Source organism: Treponema saccharophilum DSM 2985, assembly GCF_000255555.1.
Lineage (GTDB): Bacteria > Spirochaetota > Spirochaetia > Treponematales > Treponemataceae > Treponema_D > Treponema_D saccharophilum.
In genome coordinates, this window is sequence record NZ_AGRW01000045.1 from 1 (window position 1) to 19,937 (window position 19,937).

The following is a 19,937-nucleotide window of genomic DNA, read 5'->3' on the forward strand; positions in this document are numbered from 1 at the left end:
CTCAACCGACGAAAGCGCCGTGCAGCCCAAGAACGCCCTCTCGCCGATTTCCGTGACGCTTGACGGAATCTCAACCCACGAAAGCGCCGTGCAGACTAAGAACGCCCTCGCACCGATTTCCGTGACGCTTGACGGAATCTCAACCGACGAAAGCGCCGTGCAGCCCAAGAACGCCCCCGCACCGATTTCCGTGACGCCGAAAAGCTCAAGATTCTTCAAGCCGTCATATTTGCATTTGAACAATGTGCCGGAAGCAAAAACGCGCAGGCTGCCTTCACTGTCGGCTTTGAGGACAGTTTTCATGCGCCACCATTGTGGAATTTCGGCAAGCGGAAGTTTCTGCGCTTCTATCACGGCAAGTATTTCCGCGCCGCTTTTTGAAGAATCCGCAAAGGATTCGGCCACTTTCTGAATTTTCGGAAGCCACCTTGAATGGTTCGAGCAGAGCTTGAAAAAGCCCGCGTTCTTCCCCATTTTGAAGAGAGCGACATCCGAGCCTTTTTTGTTCTGGAAAATCTCAAACGAAGAATCCCCGACGTTTTCAAGCAAAGTGCCGAGCAGGGCTTTCATGCCCGCCTCTTTCAATTCGGAAACCTTCTTTTCCTTCGCAATCTGCAACGCGATTTCTTTAACGTGCGTTCTGAGATGCGGGCTTCGCCTTACCGACTTGTATGTGCTGCTGTCTTTTGTGCAGACGATTTCATAGTTCGCCTCGTTCAGGCTGACGAACCATTCCGACGGCACTTTCTCAAAATCGTCCGAAAGCACAATTTTCGAAAGCGACGTGCATTTTATAAACGCTTTTTTGCTGATATGTCTGACGCTTTTGGGTATTGTCAAAGACTGGAGATGCGTGCATTTCCTGAACGCAGTCCAAGCGATGTCCCTAACGCCGTCGGGAATTGCCACGCTCGTCACGTCCTTGTCCGAGCATCCTTTCAGCACGCCGCCTTCAATCTGCAAAATGTCTGCCATTGTTTATTCTCCTGTAATACCGAATTGTATGCATCCTCCGTCACCTTGTCAGACAGAACCGCGCCCGCGGCGTTTTTGAACGTCGCATTTCGAAGCGACCTGTTCTGTTTTGTCATGATGAATAGGATTTCGAATCAAGTTCGGAAATGGCAGAGCGGCCTCACACCGCATCAAGACGGGATATTCGCAAAGGCATCGAACCAGCATGTCAGTCGAAATTCGGGCCGTTCTCTTTTATCCATTCGACAAACAGACCGTAGAATTCGAGCAGGTCGACATCGAAGAAATGCTTGAAAAGAGCCGCCACAGCCGCGAACCAGAAAGGCGTGACAATGATGGCGATGACAAACGAAAGGCAGCCGCCCTTCCCGCTGAGCTTCCTGAATATCGCGAAGATTATCGGCGCGAAGGGAAGCAGCAGCAGCAAAAGAAGGCAGCCGCATCCTCCTCCATTGTCTTCTTCCTCGCCTACGATGATATACTTTTTCATTCAATTCTCTCCTTGATTTATTTTATCGACAAATCTCCTGCTGCGCTAAAAGCCCGCACGGCTCTTGCTTATTATTTGCCTTGGTCATGCAGCATCTCTACAGCCTCGCTTTTCCGTCCGAACATTTCACGCGCTTTGCAGGAACGCCTCTGTTCCAGTCCTCGCCTTTTTCCACAGCTTTCCATTGTGCCACCGTTCCGCCGAACTCCACCGACGAAAGCGACTCGCACCCCGCAAAAGCAGTTTCGCCGATTTTCTCGACGCTTGACGGAATCACCACAGACGCAAGCGATTGGCACCCATAGAACGCATCCTCGCCGATTTCTATAACGCTGTCGGGAATCTCCAAGGACAAAAGCTTTGAGCAATTAGTGAACGCAAAATCGCCGATTTGTGTAACACTATTTGGAATTTTCACATACGAAAGCGATTCGCAACAACTGAACGCATACCCGCCGATTTTCGTGACGCTTGGCGGAATCTCAACCGACGTAAGCAATGTATGATTCGAGAAGGCACACTCGTCGATTTCCGTGACACCATCAGGAATTTTTATTGAGCCGCTCTGACTTGTGCAATATAGAACTGCATTCTCTTTGATTGCACATCCGTTCTCTATCGTGAGGAGAGGATGCGAAAAATTGTCGATATTGCAGCCTTTGAACGCAGAAATGCCGATTTTCGTGACGCTCGACGGAATCACCACAGATGTAAGCGACTTGCACTCATAGAACGCACACCTGCCGATTTCCGTGACACCGTCTGGGATTGTGATTGAACTGCTCTGACTTGTGAAATACAGAACCTGATTATCTTTTATTGCGACACCGTTCTTTATCGTGAGAAGAGGATGCGAAAGCTCGCTGATGTTGCAGTTTTTGAATGCCTCCTTGCCGATTTCCTCGACGCTTGGCGGAATCACAACCGACGAAAGCGACGTGCAACCACGGAATGCCTTCTCGCCGATTTTCGTAACGCTCGGCGGAATCACCACAGACATAAGCGACGGCCACTCATAGAACGCATACTCGCCGATTTCCGTGATGCCGAACAATGCTATGTTCTTTACGTCCTCATAGTTCATTGCTCTCAATTCACCCGTGGCAAAAAAATTCAGAGAGCCGTCGCTGTCCGATGGGAGCGGCAACCTTGCATCCTCGGGAATCTCGGCAAGCGGAAGCCCCTGCTCTGTTATCACGGCAAAAATATCCGCACCGCTTTTAATGGAGTCCGAGAACGCTTCAATCACTTTCCTGAACGTCACAAGCCACTTCGACGAATCCTCGCCAAGCTCGAACACGCCTATATTCTTGCCGATTTTCACGATAACGACAGTCGCGCCCTTCGTGTTTGAGAGAATAAAGAACCCGGAATCCGCCATGCCCTCAAGCAGCGATGACAGCACGGCGGTTATACTTGCCTCATTCATTTCTGCAATCTTTTTTTCTTTCGCAATTTCCATACTGTTCAAGTGCATTCTAAGCTTCGGGTTTCGTTTTACCGCCTTGTATGTGCTGCTGCCCTCCGTGCAGACGATTTCATAGTTCACATTTTCGTAGTCCAGACTGTCGAACCACTCGGACGGCACTTCTTCAAAGTCGTCCCCAAGCGTCACCGACGAAAGCGACTTGCAATCACTGAACGCATAGCCGATTTCCGTGACGCTTGACGGAATCACAACCGACGTAAGCGACGTGCAACCACTGAACGCACTGTCGCCGATTTTTGTGACGCTTGGCGGAATCTCAACCGACGTAAGCGATGTACAATCCGAGAACGCCCACTCGCCGATTTCCGTGACACCATCAGGAAATTTTATTGAGTCGCTCTGCCTTGTGAAATACAGAACTACACCATCTTTGATTGCACATCCGTTCTCTATCGTGAGGAGAGGATGCGAAAGCTCGCCGATATTGCAGTCCTTGAACGCATAATCGCCGATTTTCTTGACGCCGTCGGGAATCACCACCGACGAAAGCGACGTGCAACCACTGAACGCATGAACACCGATTTCCGTGACGCTCGACGGAATCTCCACCGACTCAAGCGATGTACAATCCGAGAACGCCCCCTCGCCGATTTCCTCGACGCTCGACGGAATCACAACCGACGAAAGCGACGTGCAACCACTGAACGCATAAACACCGATTTCCTCGACGCCGTCGGGAATTTCCACGCTCGTTGCGCTCTTGTCCGTGCAGTCTTCCAGCACACCGTCTTCGATTAGCAAAATGTCCGCCATTGTTTATTCTCCTCATGTCATGCTGAACTGTATTTTCCGCTGGAAAATACTTTCAGCATCTGCGTTCATTTAGGTCATTTCGACTACGCTCAATGACCAGTCGGTTGCTGAGCGTAGTCGAAGCACCTCTCACAGCTCCGCCTCGCCATCCGAGCACTTCACGCGCTTTGCAGGAATGCCGCTGTTCCAGTCCGCGCCTTTTTTCACTGCTTTCCACTGCGCCACTGTTCCGCCGAACTGCATGAATAAAAGCGACTGGCAGAACCGGAACGCCTGCTTGCCGATTTCCTTTACGCTTTGCGGAATCGACACTGATTTGAGCGAATAACAATAAAAGAACGCCTTCTCGCCGATTGTCGCAATGCCGTCGGGGATTACGATTGATTCTTTCTGGCTTGCGAGGTACAGAAACTCTTCGTCTTCGATTGCGATTCCGTCCTTTATCGTAAGGCACGGATGCGAAAGGGCGGTGATGTTGCAATTGAAGAACGCCTTGTCGCCGATTTTTGTAACGCTGTCGGGAATCACCACCGACGTAAGCGACCTGCAATCATAGAACGCCTTGTCGCCGATTTCCGTGACGCCGGGCGGAATCACCACCGACGAAAGCGACCTGCAGTCAGAGAACGCCAACCTGCCGATTGCCTTGACGCTTGGCGGAATCGACACTGATTTGAGCGAATAGCAGTTTTCGAACGCATACTCGCCGATTTTCGTAACGCCGTCGGGGATTGCGATTGATTCGCTCTGGCTTGCGAGGTACAGAACCTCGTCGTCCTTGATTGCGATTCCGTTCTTTATCGTCAGGAGAAGATGCGAAAGTTCGTCGATGTTGCACCCCTCAAACGCCTTTTCGCCGATTTCTTTTACGCTGTCAGGGATTACCACAGATTCAAGGCTTGTGCACTTATAGAACGCCCTCTCGCCTATTTCTTTGATACCGAACAAAGCGATGTCCTTTAATCTGGAACACTCTATTTTTCTCAATACGCCTGATACAAACAGATTCAAAAAGCCGTCAGAATCCGCTTCGAATGTAATATCCTTTGATTTCTTCTCGCTGATTTCGCCAAGCGGCAGCTTTTGCTTTTTTATCACGTCAAAGATTTCTTCTCCGCTTTTTGAAGAATCCGAAAAGGCTTCTATCACCTTTTTGACTTTCGGAAGCCACTTCGATGAATCAGCGCCGAGTTTGAACACGCCTGTATTCTTTGCGATTTTCAAGAGAACAACGGTTGCGCTCTTCGTGGTCGCAAGAATCTGGAACGAGAAGCCCCTCACGCTCGGAAGCAAAGTGGAAAGCAGAGCGTCAGCGCCGACTTTGTTCACCGTGGCAATCTTTTCGTTTTTTGCCACTTGAAGAGCAAGGGCTTTGATGTGCTTCTTGAGCTTCGGGCTTCGTTTCACAGCCTTGTATGTGCTGCTGTCTTTTGTGCAGATGATTTCATAATTCTCATTCCAGTCCAGTCTGTCGAACCATTCGGACGGCACTTTTTCAAAATCGTCAGCAAGAATTACCTTTGAAAGAGATTTGCCAACAAAAAAGAACGCATCTTTGTCGAATTCAGTGATGCTTGACGGAAGCGAAATGGACGAAAGCGATTCGCAGAAAGAGTACGCTCCAATTTTTGTGACGCCTGAAGGAACTTCAAGCGACTTAAGCGACTCGCAGCCACTGAACGCATTCTCTCCGATTTCCGTTACGCCGTCGGGGATTGTCACGCTTGTTGCGCTCTTGTCCGTGCATTGCTTCAGGCTGCCGTTTTCCACCAGCATAACAGGCATTTCCCAAACTCCGTCTTTGCACTTCACGCTTTTTTCGCTAGTATGCTCAAGAAGATACCATTTTCCTACTATCGCTTCCCACTGCGCCACAGTTCCTGAGAACTCCACAGACTCAGGATAGTTGTAGCCATCAAGCACGTCCTTATCGATTTCCTTGACGCCTTCGGGGATTATGAATGAATTGCTCTGGGTTGTGCGGTACAGAACCTTTTTTCCCTTGATTGCGAATCCGTTTTTTATCTTCAGGCACGGGTGCGAAAGCTCATCGATGTTGCAGCCCAAGAACGCCTCAGCTCCGATTTTCCTGACGCTGTCGGGAATCACCACCGAAGAAAGCGAAGAGCAGCCCTCGAACGCTTCCTTTCCGATTTCCTTGACGCTTGGCGGAATAACCACCGACGAAAGAGTCTTGTTATCATAGAACGCAGAGTATTCGATTTCCTTGACGCCGTCGGGAATCGTGATTGAACTGCTCTGGTTTGTCCAATACAGAACTTTGTTGTCCTTGATTGCGACTCCGTTCTTTATCGTCAGGAGAGGATGCGAAAGCTCAGTTATGTTGCAGCCCTTGAACGCCTTGTTACTGATAGTCGTGACGCTCTCTGGAATCTTCACGCTCTCAATCGACGCGCAGTCGCAGAACGCCCTATCGAAGATTACCCTGATGCCGTCGGGGATTGTGATGGAACGGCTCTGTGTTGCGCAGTAGACAACCCAGTCGTCGTACTCGATTGCAAGTCCGTCCTTTATCGTCAGGCACGGATGCGAAAGGGCGGTGATGTTGCAATGACAGAACGCATAACTTCCGATACTTGTGACGCTCTCCGGAATAATCACAGACGAAAGCGATGTGCAATTGAAGAACGCATAGTCGTCGATTTCCGTAACGCTTGGCGGAATCACTATCGACTTAAGCGACGCGCACCTCCTAAACGCCTTTATGTCGATTTTCGTGACATAATTCGGGATTGTCACGCTCTCCACATTTTTGTCCAGGCATCTAACCAGCTCTGTGCCGTTGATTTTCAATACGTCTTCCATTGTTTATTCTCCTCTATTTGTCATGCTGAAATTTGATTTTGTCGCTTTCTGAAGCGAACTCAAAACATGGATTCCTTATTTTAAGGAAAGCCTCTTTTTAAAAAAACAACTTTCCTTATCTTAAGGAAAGTTGTCATGCTGAACTCGTTCCAGCATCTGTGTTCATTTAGGTCATTTCGACTACGCTCAATGACCAGTCGGTTGCTGAGCGTAGCCGAAGCGTCTCTACAGACTCACCTCGCCGTCCAAGCATTTTTCCGCATTAAAACGGGACATCTTCATCAAACTCATCTTTGTTTTGAGAATCAGATTGAATCTGCTCAAACAAAAGCAACATTCTGTATTTTGCGTCGCCCTCGCTCTTTTCAACGCTTGCGCCAAAGAACATTTTCCCGCCGTCAACGCAAGTCCCCGTGCAGTATGGCTCAAGAGCGTCAATCGCCTCTTTCGCCTCGCACATCGCACAGTCGGAGCGCACAAAAAGCAGCATCGCCTTGATTTTCTTGTTCTTTACATAATCCACAATTTCGCCAATCGACTCCGCCTCAAAATAAGTCGGGAACTCGCTCCCAAAACAGTTGTCTATGTCGCATTTTTCGAGGTGGGTCAAACTATTGTGCAGTGCGTCATTTATCAACTTGTTCGTTTTCTCTTCGCATTCTTCACAGTATGCTTCGTATTGTCGATCTATCTCTGACGGCTCATGCTCCTGCCAAAAATACTCATCGTCAACGATAAAATCAATGTCGTGGTCGTCCATTCTTCCGCTCCTTTTTGCTCGCTTTTGTTTTTCAGTTTCCGTCGCCACAAGCCCAGTGATAGTGCTGATTCACAAAGAAATCGACACATTCGGCAAAATCCGCTTTTACCGCTGTCATCATATTTCCACCTCTAGACTTTGATTACATGCAAATCCTAGCCTGTGATTATCGCTTTATCAGCACTAGGATTTACATCAATCATAGCCTATGATTCACTTTTCAATCGCTTCTACAGAAACAAGTTCGTAGTAAAAATTTTTCCACGCATCGCCATTTCCTGCACAATCACCAAGATAGGAGCGAATATCGTCCAAACTTACTTCTCCATCCCAGTTTTCAAATGCATTGTCTAGGTCGTTGGATTCCAAAATATCATTGTACGCTTTCTCATAGAGCTTGTTGTCAAGATAGTATTGGAGTGCGCCCTCTTTGGTGTTGAACACAGCGACAACCTCTTTGCCAAAGCCGTAGTCATCGCCCCGCATTTCGTACATCGCTTCGCGCATACCGTACTCGTAGCCATTTTTCACATAGAGCAGAACCCATTTGTAGCCCTCACAATCTTCTGAATAGTCAGTTTCGATAAACGAGAGTTTCTCTTTTTTTGTCCATTCTCGGTCAAGCTTCTTGTCTTCTGTCCGTTCTTGGTCAGGGGGCTCGTCTTTCGCATTCTGCAACGCAAGCGTTTTTATATGAGACTTGAGTTTCCTGCTTCGCTTTATCGCCTTGTATGTGCTGCTGCCCTCCGTGCAGACGATTTTATAGATCGCATTCGCCTCGTTCAGGCTGTCGAACCATTTGCTAGGAACTTTTTCAAAGTTGTCCCCAAGCGTCACCGACCGAAGCGACTCGCAACCATAGAACGCATCATTGCCGATTTTTGTGACGCTCGACGGAATCGCAACCGACGAAAGCGACCTGCAACGATTGAAAGCCTCCTTGCCGATTTCCGTGACGCTGGACGGAATCTCAACCGACTCAAGCGACTCGCACAGCTCGAACGCCTCCTCGCCGATTTTCGTGGCGCTAGGCGGAATCTCAACCGACTCAAGCCAATTGCAACACGCGAACGCATCCTTGCCGATTTCCGTGACGCTCGATGGAATCTCAACCGACTCAAGTGACTCGCAACACGTGAACGCCGAATCGCCGATTTTTGTGACACCGTCTGGGATTGTGATTGAACTACTCTGACTTGTGCAATATAGAACTACATTCTCTTTGATTGCACATCCGTTCTTTATCGTGAGGAGAGGATGCGAAAAATTGTCGATATTGCAGCCACGGAACGCATCCTCGCCGATTTTCGTGACGCTCGACGGAATCTCAACCGACTCAAGCGACTCGCAACCATAGAAAGCCTCCTTGCCGATTTTTGTAACGCTCGGCGGAATCTCAACCGACTCAAGCGACGAGCAGTGAAGGAATGCCTCCTCGCCGATTTCCGTGACACCGTCTGGGATTGTGATTGAACTACTCTGACTTGTGCAATATAGAACTACATTCTCTTTGATTCCACATCCGTTTTTTATCGTGAGGAGAGGATGCGAAAAATTGTCGATATTGCAGCCTTTGAACGCATCATTGCCGATTTTCGTGACGCTCGGCGGAATCTCAACCGACTCAAGCCCATCGCAACCTATGAATGCCCTCTCGCCGATTTCCGTGACGCTATCGGGAATCACCACGCTCGTTATGCTATTGTCCGTGCATTTTTTCAGCACGCCGTCTTCGATTACCAGAACTTCATCTTTCATTTAGTTTATATCTCCTTGCCGCGTTTCTTTGCGCTCAGGCTCGCTTTTGTTTTTCAGTTTCCGTCGCCGAAAGCCCAGTGATAGTGCTGTTTCACAAAGAAATCGACACATTCGGCAAAATCCGCGCTTCCTTTCCAGTCGTCGAACTTCTTTTTCGCTTCTGCAAAATCGCCCGCGTCGATTGCGTGGAACACAAGCTCCGCACCTCCTGCAACGCTCGCACCGACAAGCTGGGCAAGATAAATGAGCTCTCGGTTGTTCCCGAACGCGCCTGCACCCCAGTTTCCAGTGTGGATAACACACTTCTTTGTGTCTGCAAGAGCGAGCGCCGCCGAAAACGAAGCGATAACCGCTTTCAAAATCTGCTCGATTTGCTTTCGCTTGTACTCGCCGCTTCCCAAAGCAGGAGCCGCAAGCGCGATTATGTTGTTCGCTCTCTCCTCTTTAATCGGCGTTACAGCAATGTCGAGGATTTCCTTTGACGCACGGCAGAAATTACGCCCGTAAAGATTGAGCGTTTCGCCAGTCGGGAGCGTCGGGTTCGTCACAACCTTGAGCCAGTACGGCGCGCCCTCCACGATGTAGGGAGTCGGCTCGCCGTTTTCCTCCGTAAGCGATTTAAGCACACTTGTTTCGTTCTTGTCGATGTATTCCATCACAGAGCCCAAAAGCGGGTGCTCAAGAGTCTGTATCTCGTCCTGCGCAAAAAGGTCGCTGTCGTAGTAGCCGAAAAGATTGGGGTCGGCGTAGTTGAGGTAATAGACTTTCGTGTCCGCAGTGTCCGCGTCGTCATAGCTAAAATATTCGTCGCAAAGCTTTACAGAAACGTCATTCTTTGCAAACGGGCTTTGGCTTTCTGCAAACTTCCAGCGAGAAACGCCGATTTTCCCCGTCTGATTCTTGTGGATAGCGAGGGCTTCCTCAAACTTTGTCTTTTTGTTCTTGCACGAATATTCAGGCGGATAGTTTTTTATCAAGTCCTGAATGTCGAGCGTAACCGCTACAAGCTGCTTTTTCATATTTCTCACCTCTTTAATCTTGCGTGTTTTCCGCAGGTGTTCCACCCAAAAGAGCGTCTATTTCGTCCTGTGAAATCGTTCCGCCCTCTTCTCCTGCATTGAAATCTGCGTATAGTATGTTTTCATTTTGACTGGAAACTGGATGTTTTTTCTCATATTCGTCTTTCTTCTGAAGAAGTTTTTCGATGAACTTCCCGCTTTCAACGATTCCCGTAAAGCTCGCGATTTTTTCCATCAGTATCCAAGGATTGTCGCCTAGCTGAATCGAAAGAACGCCCGTCAGCACCATATCAAGAGTAAATCGCTCAAAAGAGTCCGCATCGTCGTAAAAGAGGTAGCTTTCGCCAATCTGCCGAATAATCGTCGAGTCAACACCGTCAATGACAAACGTCAGCATTTTCTTCAAGAAAAGCCTGCCCTTCGTCTCCGTTTTGAGTGCAGACACATACTCGTCGATTGCCAAAAGTCCCTCGTTGCGCCCCTTTGTAGAGCAAACGACGAGGATTTCTGCAAGCTCAAGAAACTCCGTCTTCTGCGCCTCGCTCAAATCAGCGTACTTTGCAAAGTCCATATTTTTTCCAGTCAATTCAACAGAAGGAACTTTGTTCTCAATGTCGATTCTTTCGACTACATCGCCGTTGACAGTGTCGATTTCTACCGACTTGTCGTCAAAGCTGAATAAAAGGCTTTCGCCTTTCGATTCCACCGTGACATTTTCAGATTTTATGATTCCGATGCTCGGCAAAAAAGTCTCGAATGAAACGACAACCGTGCCGTCCTCGCAATCAGAAACAGGCAATTCGGACTTTATCTTGACCGACCCACCACGAGCAGAGATTGTCAGCACGTCGGATTTCAGATTCAGTTCCATAGCGGAAAAAAGATTCGTTTCAAGCTCCGTGAAAGGCATAATTGCCTTTTGCAAAGCCAAAGTGTTCGCCGTGAATTTCATTTGTCGTCCTCTCTGAAAATTATTCAGTTTGGCGCCTCCAAAAAATGCGGGATGCCAAAGCGATATTAGGAATTATAGCTTCGAAACCATATACGCCAAACCAAATAAATATGAAATTTTCGCGGATTTTTCATCGACAAAAGTTCCGGTGGCTCTCAAATACTCAATTTTCTTCTCAAGGAATTTGTTTATATCCTGAAACTGTGACTGCGCATATCTGAACGCATCGATATCGATTTCATACTCTTTATAAAAGGCTTCCCATGTTTCTTCGATTCCATTTTCATCAAAGCAACTCGGCAGTTTCATTTTCTTTCTCCTTTTTTTGTGCTGAAACTTGTGTCATGCAGAACTCGTGTCAGCTTTTCTTTTCTTGCTCAGCCACCCAATAACGCGTCAATCTCCTCATCGGAAGTCGTCGGGGTGTCTTCATCGCTCTTTTTATTCTCTGCATTCAAAAGCTCGTCAATTTCATCGGCGGAAATTGTTCCCCCACTGGAAATTTTTCCAAAAACCAGCTCCACGCCCGTTTTTGATTGCATCTCCGAAATGAACTCCGCCGAATTCAAAATTCCAAGATATGCGCCGAGTTTTTCCGCAAGAATCATGGGGTTGTCGCCCATTTGAATCGAAAGAACGCCGTCAAAAATCTCATTGAAACACGTTTCGTCGAAAGCGGTTTCCGGGTCAACGCTGATATACTTTTCGCCTATCCAGCGAACTGTAGATGCGTCCACTCCGTCAACCACAAGCGAAAGCAGTTTTTTCAGGAACAGCGTGTTTTTCTCGCCTGGAACACTGATTGTGTCCAAGTCCTCTTCAATCGCAAGAAGTCCCTCTCGCCTTGATTTTGCCGAAAGGTAGATGATTTTCTGCGCAATCTCGCAGAATTCTCTTTTCTCGTTTTCGTTCATAAAATCCTCCTTTTACAAAAAGCGATAGCGACAACAGCGTGCCACTATCGCTAATTGCTTATACTTCACTCCAAAGACCAGAAGAGTTAGTTCAAATACATTCAATCTCTTCCAAAATCTTTTCCAAATCGCCTTTGTCTTCTCTGATAAAGGAGGTAATTTTATCAAATATCTTTTCTAATTTATGATATTCTTCTTCTGTAAGAAACCCACCACCAGAAACACCTTGCTGCAAAGAAAAATGATCACATTTTTTTTCTTTCATCAAAAGAACAATTTCTTTATTTAAAGGAAATACTTTTCCTTTATAAACAGGATTATCGTTCATTTCTGGCCTTGCCTTCATAAAATGAGGGTATGTACCATCTTTTATGTTCCAAAGAATTTGAATCTTCATATTATCTCCTTGCATATCATAACCCGCAACTTCAGCACTGTTCCTTTCCACCCAAGAGTGCATCAAGTACCTCTGAGGAAAGTTCCTCTGAGGAAGTCATAGAAGATTCTTCTGTTTTCAAGAACTCATCAACCTCGTCGGCAGAAATCGTTCCACCGATGGAAATCTTTTCCCTGACCAGCTCCACGTCCGTGCTTGCTTGCAGTTCCGAAATGAAGTCCGCCGAATTCAAAATCCCCGTGTATGCAGCAAGTTTTTCCGCAACAATCCGCGGATTATCTCCCATTTGAACCGAAAGAACGCCGTCAAAAATCGCAGTGAAACACGTTTTCTCAAAAGCGCTTTCTGCGTCCACGCTGATATATGTTTCACCGATGTGGCGAATGACAGAATTGTCCACTCCGTCAACCACAAGCGAAAGCAGTTTTTTCAGGAACAGCGTGTTTTTCTCGCTCTTGACGCTGATTGTGTCCAAGTCCTCTTCAATCGCCAGCAGTCCCTCTCTTCTTGCCTTGTTCGCAAGATAGACGATTTTCCGTGCAATCTCAGCGAATTCTCTTCTCTCGTCTTCGTTCATAAAACCCTCCTTTTGACGTGATATTTCAGACTTCTTTGAGCGTCAGATACCCAAGAAGCGAATCGTCGATTTCCTTCAAATCTTCCGCGAATTTGCCCAGTTTCGCGCCATCGACATCGAATTCACCGTCCGTGCCGAATCCGTACCGTTCCAAAAGCATGGAAAATTCCTCTTCGCAATCGGAATCCCAATTCTCCTGAAAATATCTTTTCAAAGACTGTTCGAAGCCGAGTTTGTATTTTCCGTTCTCGTCGATCGCAGAAAGTATTCTGTGCCGCTCCGAATCAAATTCGCAGATATTCACCTCCGCAAATTCGCCTTCTTCGTCGAAAAAGTCATCGCCGCCGACAAGGATAATCTTGAAAGAGAATTTGTCGCATTTTGATTTCAGATAGTCATAAATGCCAACTCCGACTTCCTCGCTGCAACAGCCTGCCGACCCAAATTCCCAAACATTTCCGTCAGTCTCAATCAAATCGGCAGGCATTTCATCTTCTCCGTAATCGCAGTAGATGCTTGCAACTTCCCGAAGTTTCTTGTTCTTTCTGAAAAAATCCAACGCAAGCGCGGAAGTTTTTTCGGAATCGAATTCAACTTTGTAATCGTACGAATTGCTCATTTTAGTTTCTCCTTGCATATTTTTTTCCCGCATTAAAACGGGATATCTTCACCAAACTCATTATCAGCCTCTTGAGAATCAGCCTGTGGCTGCTGCTCCAATGCAAGCAACATTCTGTATCTCGCCACACCCTCAATGTCTTCTTCGGTGCAACCCAAAAGGAACTTGCCGTTCATGCATTCCGCCGTGCAGTATGGCTTAATCGCGTCTACCGCCTCTTGCACTTCGCTCATCTGCGGGTTTCCGCCAACAAAAATCAGCATCGCCTTGATTTTCTTGTTCTTTGCATAATCCACAACCTCCGCAATCGACTCCGCCTCAAAATAAGTCGGGAACTCGCTCCCAAAACAGTTGTCTATGTCGCATTTTTCGAGATGCGTCAAATTATTGTGCAGTGCGTCATTTATCAGCTTGTTCTTTTTCTCTTTGCATTCTTCACAGTACGCTTCGCATTCTTCACAGTACGCTTCGTACTCTGACGGCTCATGCTCCTGCCAAAAATCTTCGTCGTCAATGATAAGATCAATGTCGTGGTCGTCCATTCTTCCGCTCCTTTTTGCTTTCTTTTGTTTTTCAGTTTCCGTCGCCGAAAAACTCGTTCCAAATGCGTTTTTTCTCTTCGCTCTGTTCGATGATGATTTTCTTATAGAAAATCGAATCTTCATCGTTTTCAGAATTGTCGTCAACCGTGATTTTTTCGGTTTGGGAAACGACCCAGAAATCGTAAAGCATTTTTTTGTCGAATAGCGGATTTTTCTTTCCGAGCGAAAAGACGCTATTGAAAAAGGCTTGGAAAGAGCGGAAAACAGATTTCCGAATCGCTTTGATTTTAGAAAGAGCGTCGCCAGGCATTTTTTGGATTATCGAAGAAAGAGCGAATTGTGAAATAACCATTTCCGCCAATGACAGAAACTTTTCATTGCACTCTTCAATCTGACTGTCAGAAAGTTCTTCGCACTCCATCAATTCCAGCGCGTACGCCACCAATTCCTGAATATCGGCGATAAGTTTTTCCGCTTCCACGCAAAGAGAATCGAATTTTTTCTGCTGCTCATCTGTGAGTTTTTCCTGCCACAACGGCTTTGCTTTTTCGCCGTCTATGCAAAAATCGTCCGAAAGGGAATCATCTTCGTCGAAAGAAGAGCTCAAACGCTCAACGCAATAAAGAAAGTGCGCGTACTCGTTGCGAAGGCAATCGCGCAGAGAAATAAGCATCTGCCGAAGAGTGCTGTCGTATTCATCTGCTACGCTGTCCATAGTTGAAAGGAGCGAGTCGATTTCGTCTTGAGTGAGGATTTCAAGGTCCGAATTAGTCACTTTTGGCATTTTTGCGTCAAGCGGCAAAGTCTCTGCAATTTCGTCAACTTCTTCCTGTGAAATATTTTTTTTGTCTGTTTTCTGCATATCGGACTCCAATGAGAGCTATTTCAAATAACTTTTAGTTTACAACTCAGCGTCCCCGTCCGCGCAATGCACGACAGCGAAATTGCACCACTTGTGCCAGTCCTCGCCTTTTTCCACAGCGCGCCATTGTGCAACAGTTCCCGCAAACTCAAGGTTTGAAAGATTGTGACAGCCGAAGAAAGTGCGGTCATCAATTTCCGTAAGGCTTTGGGGCAATTTCACGCTTTTCAGGTTGAAGCAGTTCTCGAACACGCCTTTTTGCTCATTTTCAAAAGGGCCTCTGTAAATTGCTCTTATTATCGCATTGGAGGAATCGTCCTCAAAAAAGTCGGCGCAAATTCGCTCGACACCCTCGTCCAAAACAACGCTTTCGATGTCTTTGTTCAGGCACGCACGCAAGACGCCCTCCTTAAAAAACAAATCCGGCTGCGAAAGTTCGCCGTCCATGCATTTCACGCATTTGAGATTATGAGCGTAGAACCAAAAACGATTGCAAAGCGCGCTTGCAGCCTTTTTGGGGGCGTCAATGACGATTTCGTTTAAAATTGGAAGCTCGCCGTCGACAAAAAACGCGCCGGGCTTTCTATCGCACTCCGCAACAAATTCCTTTGTCGCCACAATCGAAGCGACATTTCTGCCCAAATCGCTGAAACGCCCACCTTTTCCGACAACCGCGTATCGCTCGGCCTTTTCGCCCTGCAAGGCGAGTTTGTTCTTTTGGGCAAACGCCACGACTTCAAGAACGTCCTTGCTTTTTATCATTCCAAGCAGTTCTCTGAGCGGTTCGAGCCGTTTGACTGCGCTCTTGTTCGGAAGTTTCAGCTCGATTCCGCCACGGTTGCACTTCACGCCGATATACTGGTTATCTTTGTCCTCCCACTTTTCGCATACCACGCCGCTTTCTGCAACAACCGGTTCAAGAACGCTCTTCGCGCCCATTTTGGACACTTCGCTTTTCTTTTCATCTTTGAGCTTCTGCTTTACGACTTGCGCATTTACGGTTTCGACAATTTTTTTGATTGTCATTTCGTTCTTGTCCATTTTTCGGTGGAAATAAAGGCAAAGTTCCTTCCACAGTTTGGGAAGCGCATTCACAGTGCAGCCTTGTTCAAAACTCACGCTTTCAACATACGGAAGAAAAGTCTGCTCCGCAGTCGAGCGAACGCTCTCCACGTCAAAGAAAGCGTCCTCGCCAATCGACTTGATGAAAGACGGCACGACGATATTCTTTGAAAAGCAGCGGATGAGCTTTTTCGTCTTTTTGTTGTAGAGCATTCCGTTCTCGAAGGCGAAATGCGGAGTTCTCAATTCGATTTTGATTTCCCGCCACAAACCACAGAATGCAAAGTCGTCGATGTACGCCACGTCTTTTCCAAGTTCGAGCGTTTCAAGCGAATAAAAGCCCTCGAACGCTCTTTTCGGCAATTTTTCCACGCCCTCAGCAATCGTGATATGCTTGATGTAGCTTGTGTCGAAAATCTCGCGGTAGCCTGCAATCAAATCGTTTTCGATGTTCGGTATCACGACACTTTCAAGAGCCTTGCACCTCTCAAACGCACGGCTTTTCACTTTGCAGCCGTCGGGGATTTTCACGCTCGAAAGCGATGTGCAATTTTTGAACGCCTGAGCTCCGATTTGCTCCAAGCCTTCTGGTAGCTCCACGGATTTGAGAGCCGTACACAACGAAAAAGCCAATTCTCCTATGCTCTTGCAAGCCGTGTTTATCGTTATGCTCTCTAGCTTGTCGCATTCCAAAAACGCCTGTCTTCGCACTCTCGCGATGTCTTCGGGAAACACCACGTTCACCGCGCTCTTGTCGCAGGACACAACTTCGTTATTCTCAATCTTCAATACGTCTTCGCTGTTTATTTCCATTTATTCCTCACTTCTTGTCAATATTCGTATGTGCCAAAAAACTCATTCCAAGTCTTTTCGTCCGCTTGATTCACATAGACTTCTTCGTATTTTGGATTATCGAGCGTAGAGCCTTCGGCGTGAACGAGTTTCTCGTTTTCGCTTTTCTTCCAAGCATCGTGCAACTCATTTCTGCGATAGAGCGGACTTTTTTCAACTGCAAAAACGCGCTTGAAAAACTCCCTCGCACTGCTCAAAACCGCCTGCTGAATCTCCAAAATCTTTTCCCGCTCTTTCTTTGGCAAAACGCCGAGCGCGTCGCTCAGAGAAAACTTAGAAACCGCACATTTTGCGACCTGCACGAACATTTTGTTGCACTCGCAAATCTGCACATCAGAAAGTTTTTCAGTCCGCAGCAAATCAAGCGTTTTTTCTGTCTCCGCTCGTATTCTCGAATCGAGTTTTTCAGCTCGACTTGTCAACTCGTCAAAATCTTTCCGCTGGTTTTCAGTAAGTTCTTCTCCAAAAATCGGCTCATTCTGCACGATTTGCGCCTCATCGTCCGCCTCAATGTCAAAGTTAGACAAACTACCAGAACCGCAAAAAGCATCGCACTCATAAAGGAAAAATCCGTAATCGTATAAATAATTCCGCATAGCAATGAAAGCGTGCCGAAGGTCGCTGTCCGCCTCGTCGTCCACTTTGTCAATCGTAGAAAGCAACTGGTCAATTTCATCTTGCGAGAGAATCTCGTATTCTGCATTGTCAACATCTGGGATTTCCTTGTTTGAATCCATAATCTTTTGAAGTTTTTCGATTTCGTCCTGAGTCATTGGTTCGTAATACATTTTCACCTCCTCGCAACGAGCCTTGTTCATTCCATCAGTATCCAAGGATTGTCGCCAGACTGAATCGAAAGAACGCCCGTCAGACCCATATCAAGAGTAAATCGCTCAAAAGAGTCCGCATCGTCATAAAAGAGATAGTTTTCGCCAATCTGCCGAATAATCGACGAGTCAACACCGTCAACAACATAAGTCAGCATTTTCTTCAAGAAAAGCCTGCATTTCGTATCCGTTTTATCTTTTTCTTCTTTTTCACAGCTCCTTTTCGTAGAAGTCGGCAAGCGCGCGGAATGTGTCAGCCACCGCCTTTTTCTTCAGCGTGCCGCCTTTGACAAAGCCGATTGCACTCAACGTGCCGTCGAAAACTTTGTGCCGTGCTTCCATCTCTTCTCCCACAATACCGTCGTCGTCCTCGTCGCTCTCGATAACCTTGCCGCTGTATGCGCTCAGGATTGTCCGAATCTGCTTCATCGCAAGCTCGTTGTGCTGCTCGAGCGAAAGCATTATCGGCTGCATCGCAATGTCCGTTGCATACTCCTGCACTTTCCGCATAAAAGCCTTTTCGATAAAGCTCTCAAACGCTTCGCCGTCTGGAATTTTCTCGTCATCGTCCTCGCTGAAGCCGTCGCCCATCATTTTCTGAAGCCGGGCGACAATGCCAAGATGCGCGTGGGTATACGCCTCTTGCAGAGACTCTTTGTCCGCTTCCTTGTTGGAGCAAGACTCCGCATACCAATTCTCGAACTCGTCGAGCGCGTCTTTCATAATCATCGCAAATTCTTTTGGACACATAAAAAGCCTCCTGTATGCTTTCGTTTTCTATAGATGTGCTTTGATTCTACGGACATTCAAAAAATAGTTAAAGACTCTTTTTTAAATGTCAGAACGGAATATCTTCCCCGAAATCGCTCTTGTTCTCGGTTTTCTCGTCTTCGATATGCCCGAACACAAACAACGCTCTGAATTTTGTGCAGTCTTTTGTGGTTTCATCGCCTGTACCGAAGAGAATTTTTCCGTTTTCAAGGCATTCCTCCGTGCAGTACGGTTTGAGCGCGTCTATTGCTTCCGTCAGTTCGCACATCGGAATGTCAGCTTTCACAAAAAGAAGCATCGCCTTTATTTTCGCGCCTTTCACATAATCGACGGCATCAGGAATCGTCTCGGCTTCAAAATAACGCGGGTCTCCGCCTTCAAAACATCTGTCTATGTCGGGCATTTCGAGGTGAACCAGATTGTGATTGAGCGCGTCGTAAATCAGATTGTCATACATCACGCTGTCGTAATCGGGCTCCAAATCAGGCTCTTACGAGAAAAACTCGTCGTCAATCCCGAAATCGACGTCAAAATCACCGTACACCATTTCATTTCTCCTTGCCGCGGTTTTCTGCGCGTATTTCGCCGTTGTGCTTTTATTCTACGGACGTTCGCACATTAATTAAAGACTCTTTTTTATTCGGATTTCCGGCGTTTTCCGAAATGAACGGATAATTCCGGAACATTATTGCTCCAGTTTCTGTCGAAATTTATTTTTTCCCAGTCAGATTTTGTTCCGCCGTATTCGAGTTTTTCAAGAAAAATGCATTCCGAAAACGCACTGAGCGAAATTTTCTGCACGCTTTTCGGGATGAACAGCGAACGGAGCGCGCTTTTTGAAAAGGCGAACCACTCGATTTGCTCAAGCCCGTCCGGAAACGAAATGGTTTTGAGAGAAGAACATTCGCCGAATGCGCTTATTCCGATGATTTTTGTTCCATCCGGAACGGAAACCGACTCAAGATGAGTGCACGACTTGCAGAAACATCTTCCGATTTCGTCGCAGCAGAAGAATTCGGCTCGCTTCGTCTGCGGATCCGCACGCCCCTCGGCGGAGCATTTAACGAAATAGCGGAGATTTCCCTCGGAATCGCATTTTATCGGGAGGCGCAGATCCGCGCACGAAGACGGCATTTTTGCGACCGTGATTTTCTTCGATTCGAGCGCGTCGAGAATTTCAGGCCCGCTTTTCGTCTGGTCAGAGATTATGTCGAGCGTGTCCTCGATTTTCTGCATCCATTTTTCGCCCGACGCACCCATCCGGAAAATGATGTTGTTCTTTCCCGAGCAAAGAAGCGTCACGACGGAGCTTACATTCGCAGAAAGAATCACGAACGACGAACCGATTCTCCTTCCGACGAGTTCAGAAAAAAGAGATTCCGCGGCGATTTTGTTCACGGAAGCGATTTTCTTCCGTTTTGCGTCTTCGATTTCGTTTGTATTTTGCATTATTCCTCGTCACAGAACAGATGACAGAACAGATGATAGAACA

21 protein-coding genes are annotated in these 19,937 nt (G+C 47.1%); all 21 read right to left on the bottom strand.

The features are described from left to right. On the bottom strand, nucleotides 1-975 hold a 975-nt coding region (locus tag TRESADRAFT_RS06590), incomplete at its 3' end, for a leucine-rich repeat domain-containing protein (RefSeq protein WP_002704049.1). A gap of 208 nt (nucleotides 976-1,183) precedes the next feature. After that, nucleotides 1,184-1,465, bottom strand: coding sequence for a hypothetical protein (locus TRESADRAFT_RS06595; RefSeq protein WP_002704051.1), 282 nt, complete (start codon nucleotides 1,463-1,465; stop codon nucleotides 1,184-1,186). 97 nt (nucleotides 1,466-1,562) lie between these two features. Then, on the bottom strand, nucleotides 1,563-3,707 hold the full coding sequence (locus TRESADRAFT_RS15075) for a leucine-rich repeat domain-containing protein (RefSeq protein ID WP_002704053.1): 2,145 nt from the start codon (nucleotides 3,705-3,707) through the stop codon (nucleotides 1,563-1,565). A gap of 129 nt (nucleotides 3,708-3,836) precedes the next feature. Next, entirely contained in the window at nucleotides 3,837-6,533 is a 2,697-nt protein-coding gene (locus TRESADRAFT_RS06610) for a leucine-rich repeat domain-containing protein (protein WP_002704055.1), read from the bottom strand. Between the two features lie 262 nt (nucleotides 6,534-6,795). Further along, nucleotides 6,796-7,293, bottom strand: a complete 498-nt coding sequence (locus tag TRESADRAFT_RS06615; RefSeq protein ID WP_002704056.1) for a hypothetical protein — start codon at nucleotides 7,291-7,293, stop codon at nucleotides 6,796-6,798. A gap of 213 nt (nucleotides 7,294-7,506) precedes the next feature. Further along, nucleotides 7,507-9,051: a leucine-rich repeat domain-containing protein gene (locus TRESADRAFT_RS15080; protein ID WP_002704059.1), complete on the bottom strand. Its 1,545-nt coding sequence runs from the start codon at nucleotides 9,049-9,051 to the stop codon at nucleotides 7,507-7,509. Nucleotides 9,052-9,104: 53 nt separating this feature from the next. After that, nucleotides 9,105-10,070: a hypothetical protein gene (locus TRESADRAFT_RS06625; RefSeq protein ID WP_002704062.1), complete on the bottom strand. Its 966-nt coding sequence runs from the start codon at nucleotides 10,068-10,070 to the stop codon at nucleotides 9,105-9,107. Nucleotides 10,071-10,083: 13 nt separating this feature from the next. Continuing rightward, complete coding sequence (locus TRESADRAFT_RS06630) at nucleotides 10,084-10,941, bottom strand: MotA/TolQ/ExbB proton channel family protein (RefSeq protein WP_141607231.1); 858 nt, start codon at nucleotides 10,939-10,941, stop codon at nucleotides 10,084-10,086. Between the two features lie 153 nt (nucleotides 10,942-11,094). After that, nucleotides 11,095-11,331, bottom strand: coding sequence for a hypothetical protein (locus TRESADRAFT_RS06635; protein ID WP_002704065.1), 237 nt, complete (start codon nucleotides 11,329-11,331; stop codon nucleotides 11,095-11,097). 68 nt (nucleotides 11,332-11,399) lie between these two features. After that, entirely contained in the window at nucleotides 11,400-11,936 is a 537-nt protein-coding gene (locus TRESADRAFT_RS06640; RefSeq protein ID WP_002704066.1) for a hypothetical protein, read from the bottom strand. Between the two features lie 91 nt (nucleotides 11,937-12,027). Further along, nucleotides 12,028-12,333: a hypothetical protein gene (locus tag TRESADRAFT_RS06645; RefSeq protein ID WP_002704068.1), complete on the bottom strand. Its 306-nt coding sequence runs from the start codon at nucleotides 12,331-12,333 to the stop codon at nucleotides 12,028-12,030. Nucleotides 12,334-12,364: 31 nt separating this feature from the next. Next, nucleotides 12,365-12,910: a MotA/TolQ/ExbB proton channel family protein gene (locus tag TRESADRAFT_RS06650; protein WP_002704070.1), complete on the bottom strand. Its 546-nt coding sequence runs from the start codon at nucleotides 12,908-12,910 to the stop codon at nucleotides 12,365-12,367. Between the two features lie 25 nt (nucleotides 12,911-12,935). Then, a complete protein-coding gene (locus TRESADRAFT_RS06655; RefSeq protein ID WP_002704072.1) occupies nucleotides 12,936-13,529 on the bottom strand; it encodes a hypothetical protein in 594 nt (197 codons plus the stop codon). A 32-nt stretch (nucleotides 13,530-13,561) separates the two neighbouring features. Further along, complete coding sequence (locus tag TRESADRAFT_RS06660) at nucleotides 13,562-14,071, bottom strand: hypothetical protein (RefSeq protein WP_002704074.1); 510 nt, start codon at nucleotides 14,069-14,071, stop codon at nucleotides 13,562-13,564. Nucleotides 14,072-14,102: 31 nt separating this feature from the next. Beyond that, entirely contained in the window at nucleotides 14,103-14,552 is a 450-nt protein-coding gene (locus tag TRESADRAFT_RS15985; protein WP_141607233.1) for a hypothetical protein, read from the bottom strand. A gap of 420 nt (nucleotides 14,553-14,972) precedes the next feature. Beyond that, entirely contained in the window at nucleotides 14,973-16,808 is a 1,836-nt protein-coding gene (locus tag TRESADRAFT_RS06670) for a leucine-rich repeat domain-containing protein (RefSeq protein WP_002704084.1), read from the bottom strand. A gap of 17 nt (nucleotides 16,809-16,825) precedes the next feature. Further along, nucleotides 16,826-17,635, bottom strand: a complete 810-nt coding sequence (locus TRESADRAFT_RS06675) for a hypothetical protein (protein ID WP_002704085.1) — start codon at nucleotides 17,633-17,635, stop codon at nucleotides 16,826-16,828. Between the two features lie 26 nt (nucleotides 17,636-17,661). Next, nucleotides 17,662-17,832 carry a hypothetical protein gene (locus tag TRESADRAFT_RS16230; RefSeq protein WP_002704086.1) on the bottom strand — a complete coding sequence of 57 codons (171 nt, stop codon included), beginning with the start codon at nucleotides 17,830-17,832 and terminating at the stop codon, nucleotides 17,662-17,664. Nucleotides 17,833-17,884: 52 nt separating this feature from the next. Beyond that, nucleotides 17,885-18,424 carry a hypothetical protein gene (locus TRESADRAFT_RS06680; RefSeq protein ID WP_002704087.1) on the bottom strand — a complete coding sequence of 180 codons (540 nt, stop codon included), beginning with the start codon at nucleotides 18,422-18,424 and terminating at the stop codon, nucleotides 17,885-17,887. Nucleotides 18,425-18,512: 88 nt separating this feature from the next. Then, entirely contained in the window at nucleotides 18,513-18,926 is a 414-nt protein-coding gene (locus TRESADRAFT_RS06685) for a hypothetical protein (protein WP_002704088.1), read from the bottom strand. 155 nt (nucleotides 18,927-19,081) lie between these two features. Beyond that, nucleotides 19,082-19,894: a leucine-rich repeat domain-containing protein gene (locus TRESADRAFT_RS06690; RefSeq protein WP_002704089.1), complete on the bottom strand. Its 813-nt coding sequence runs from the start codon at nucleotides 19,892-19,894 to the stop codon at nucleotides 19,082-19,084. Nucleotides 19,895-19,937: the final 43 nt, after the last annotated feature.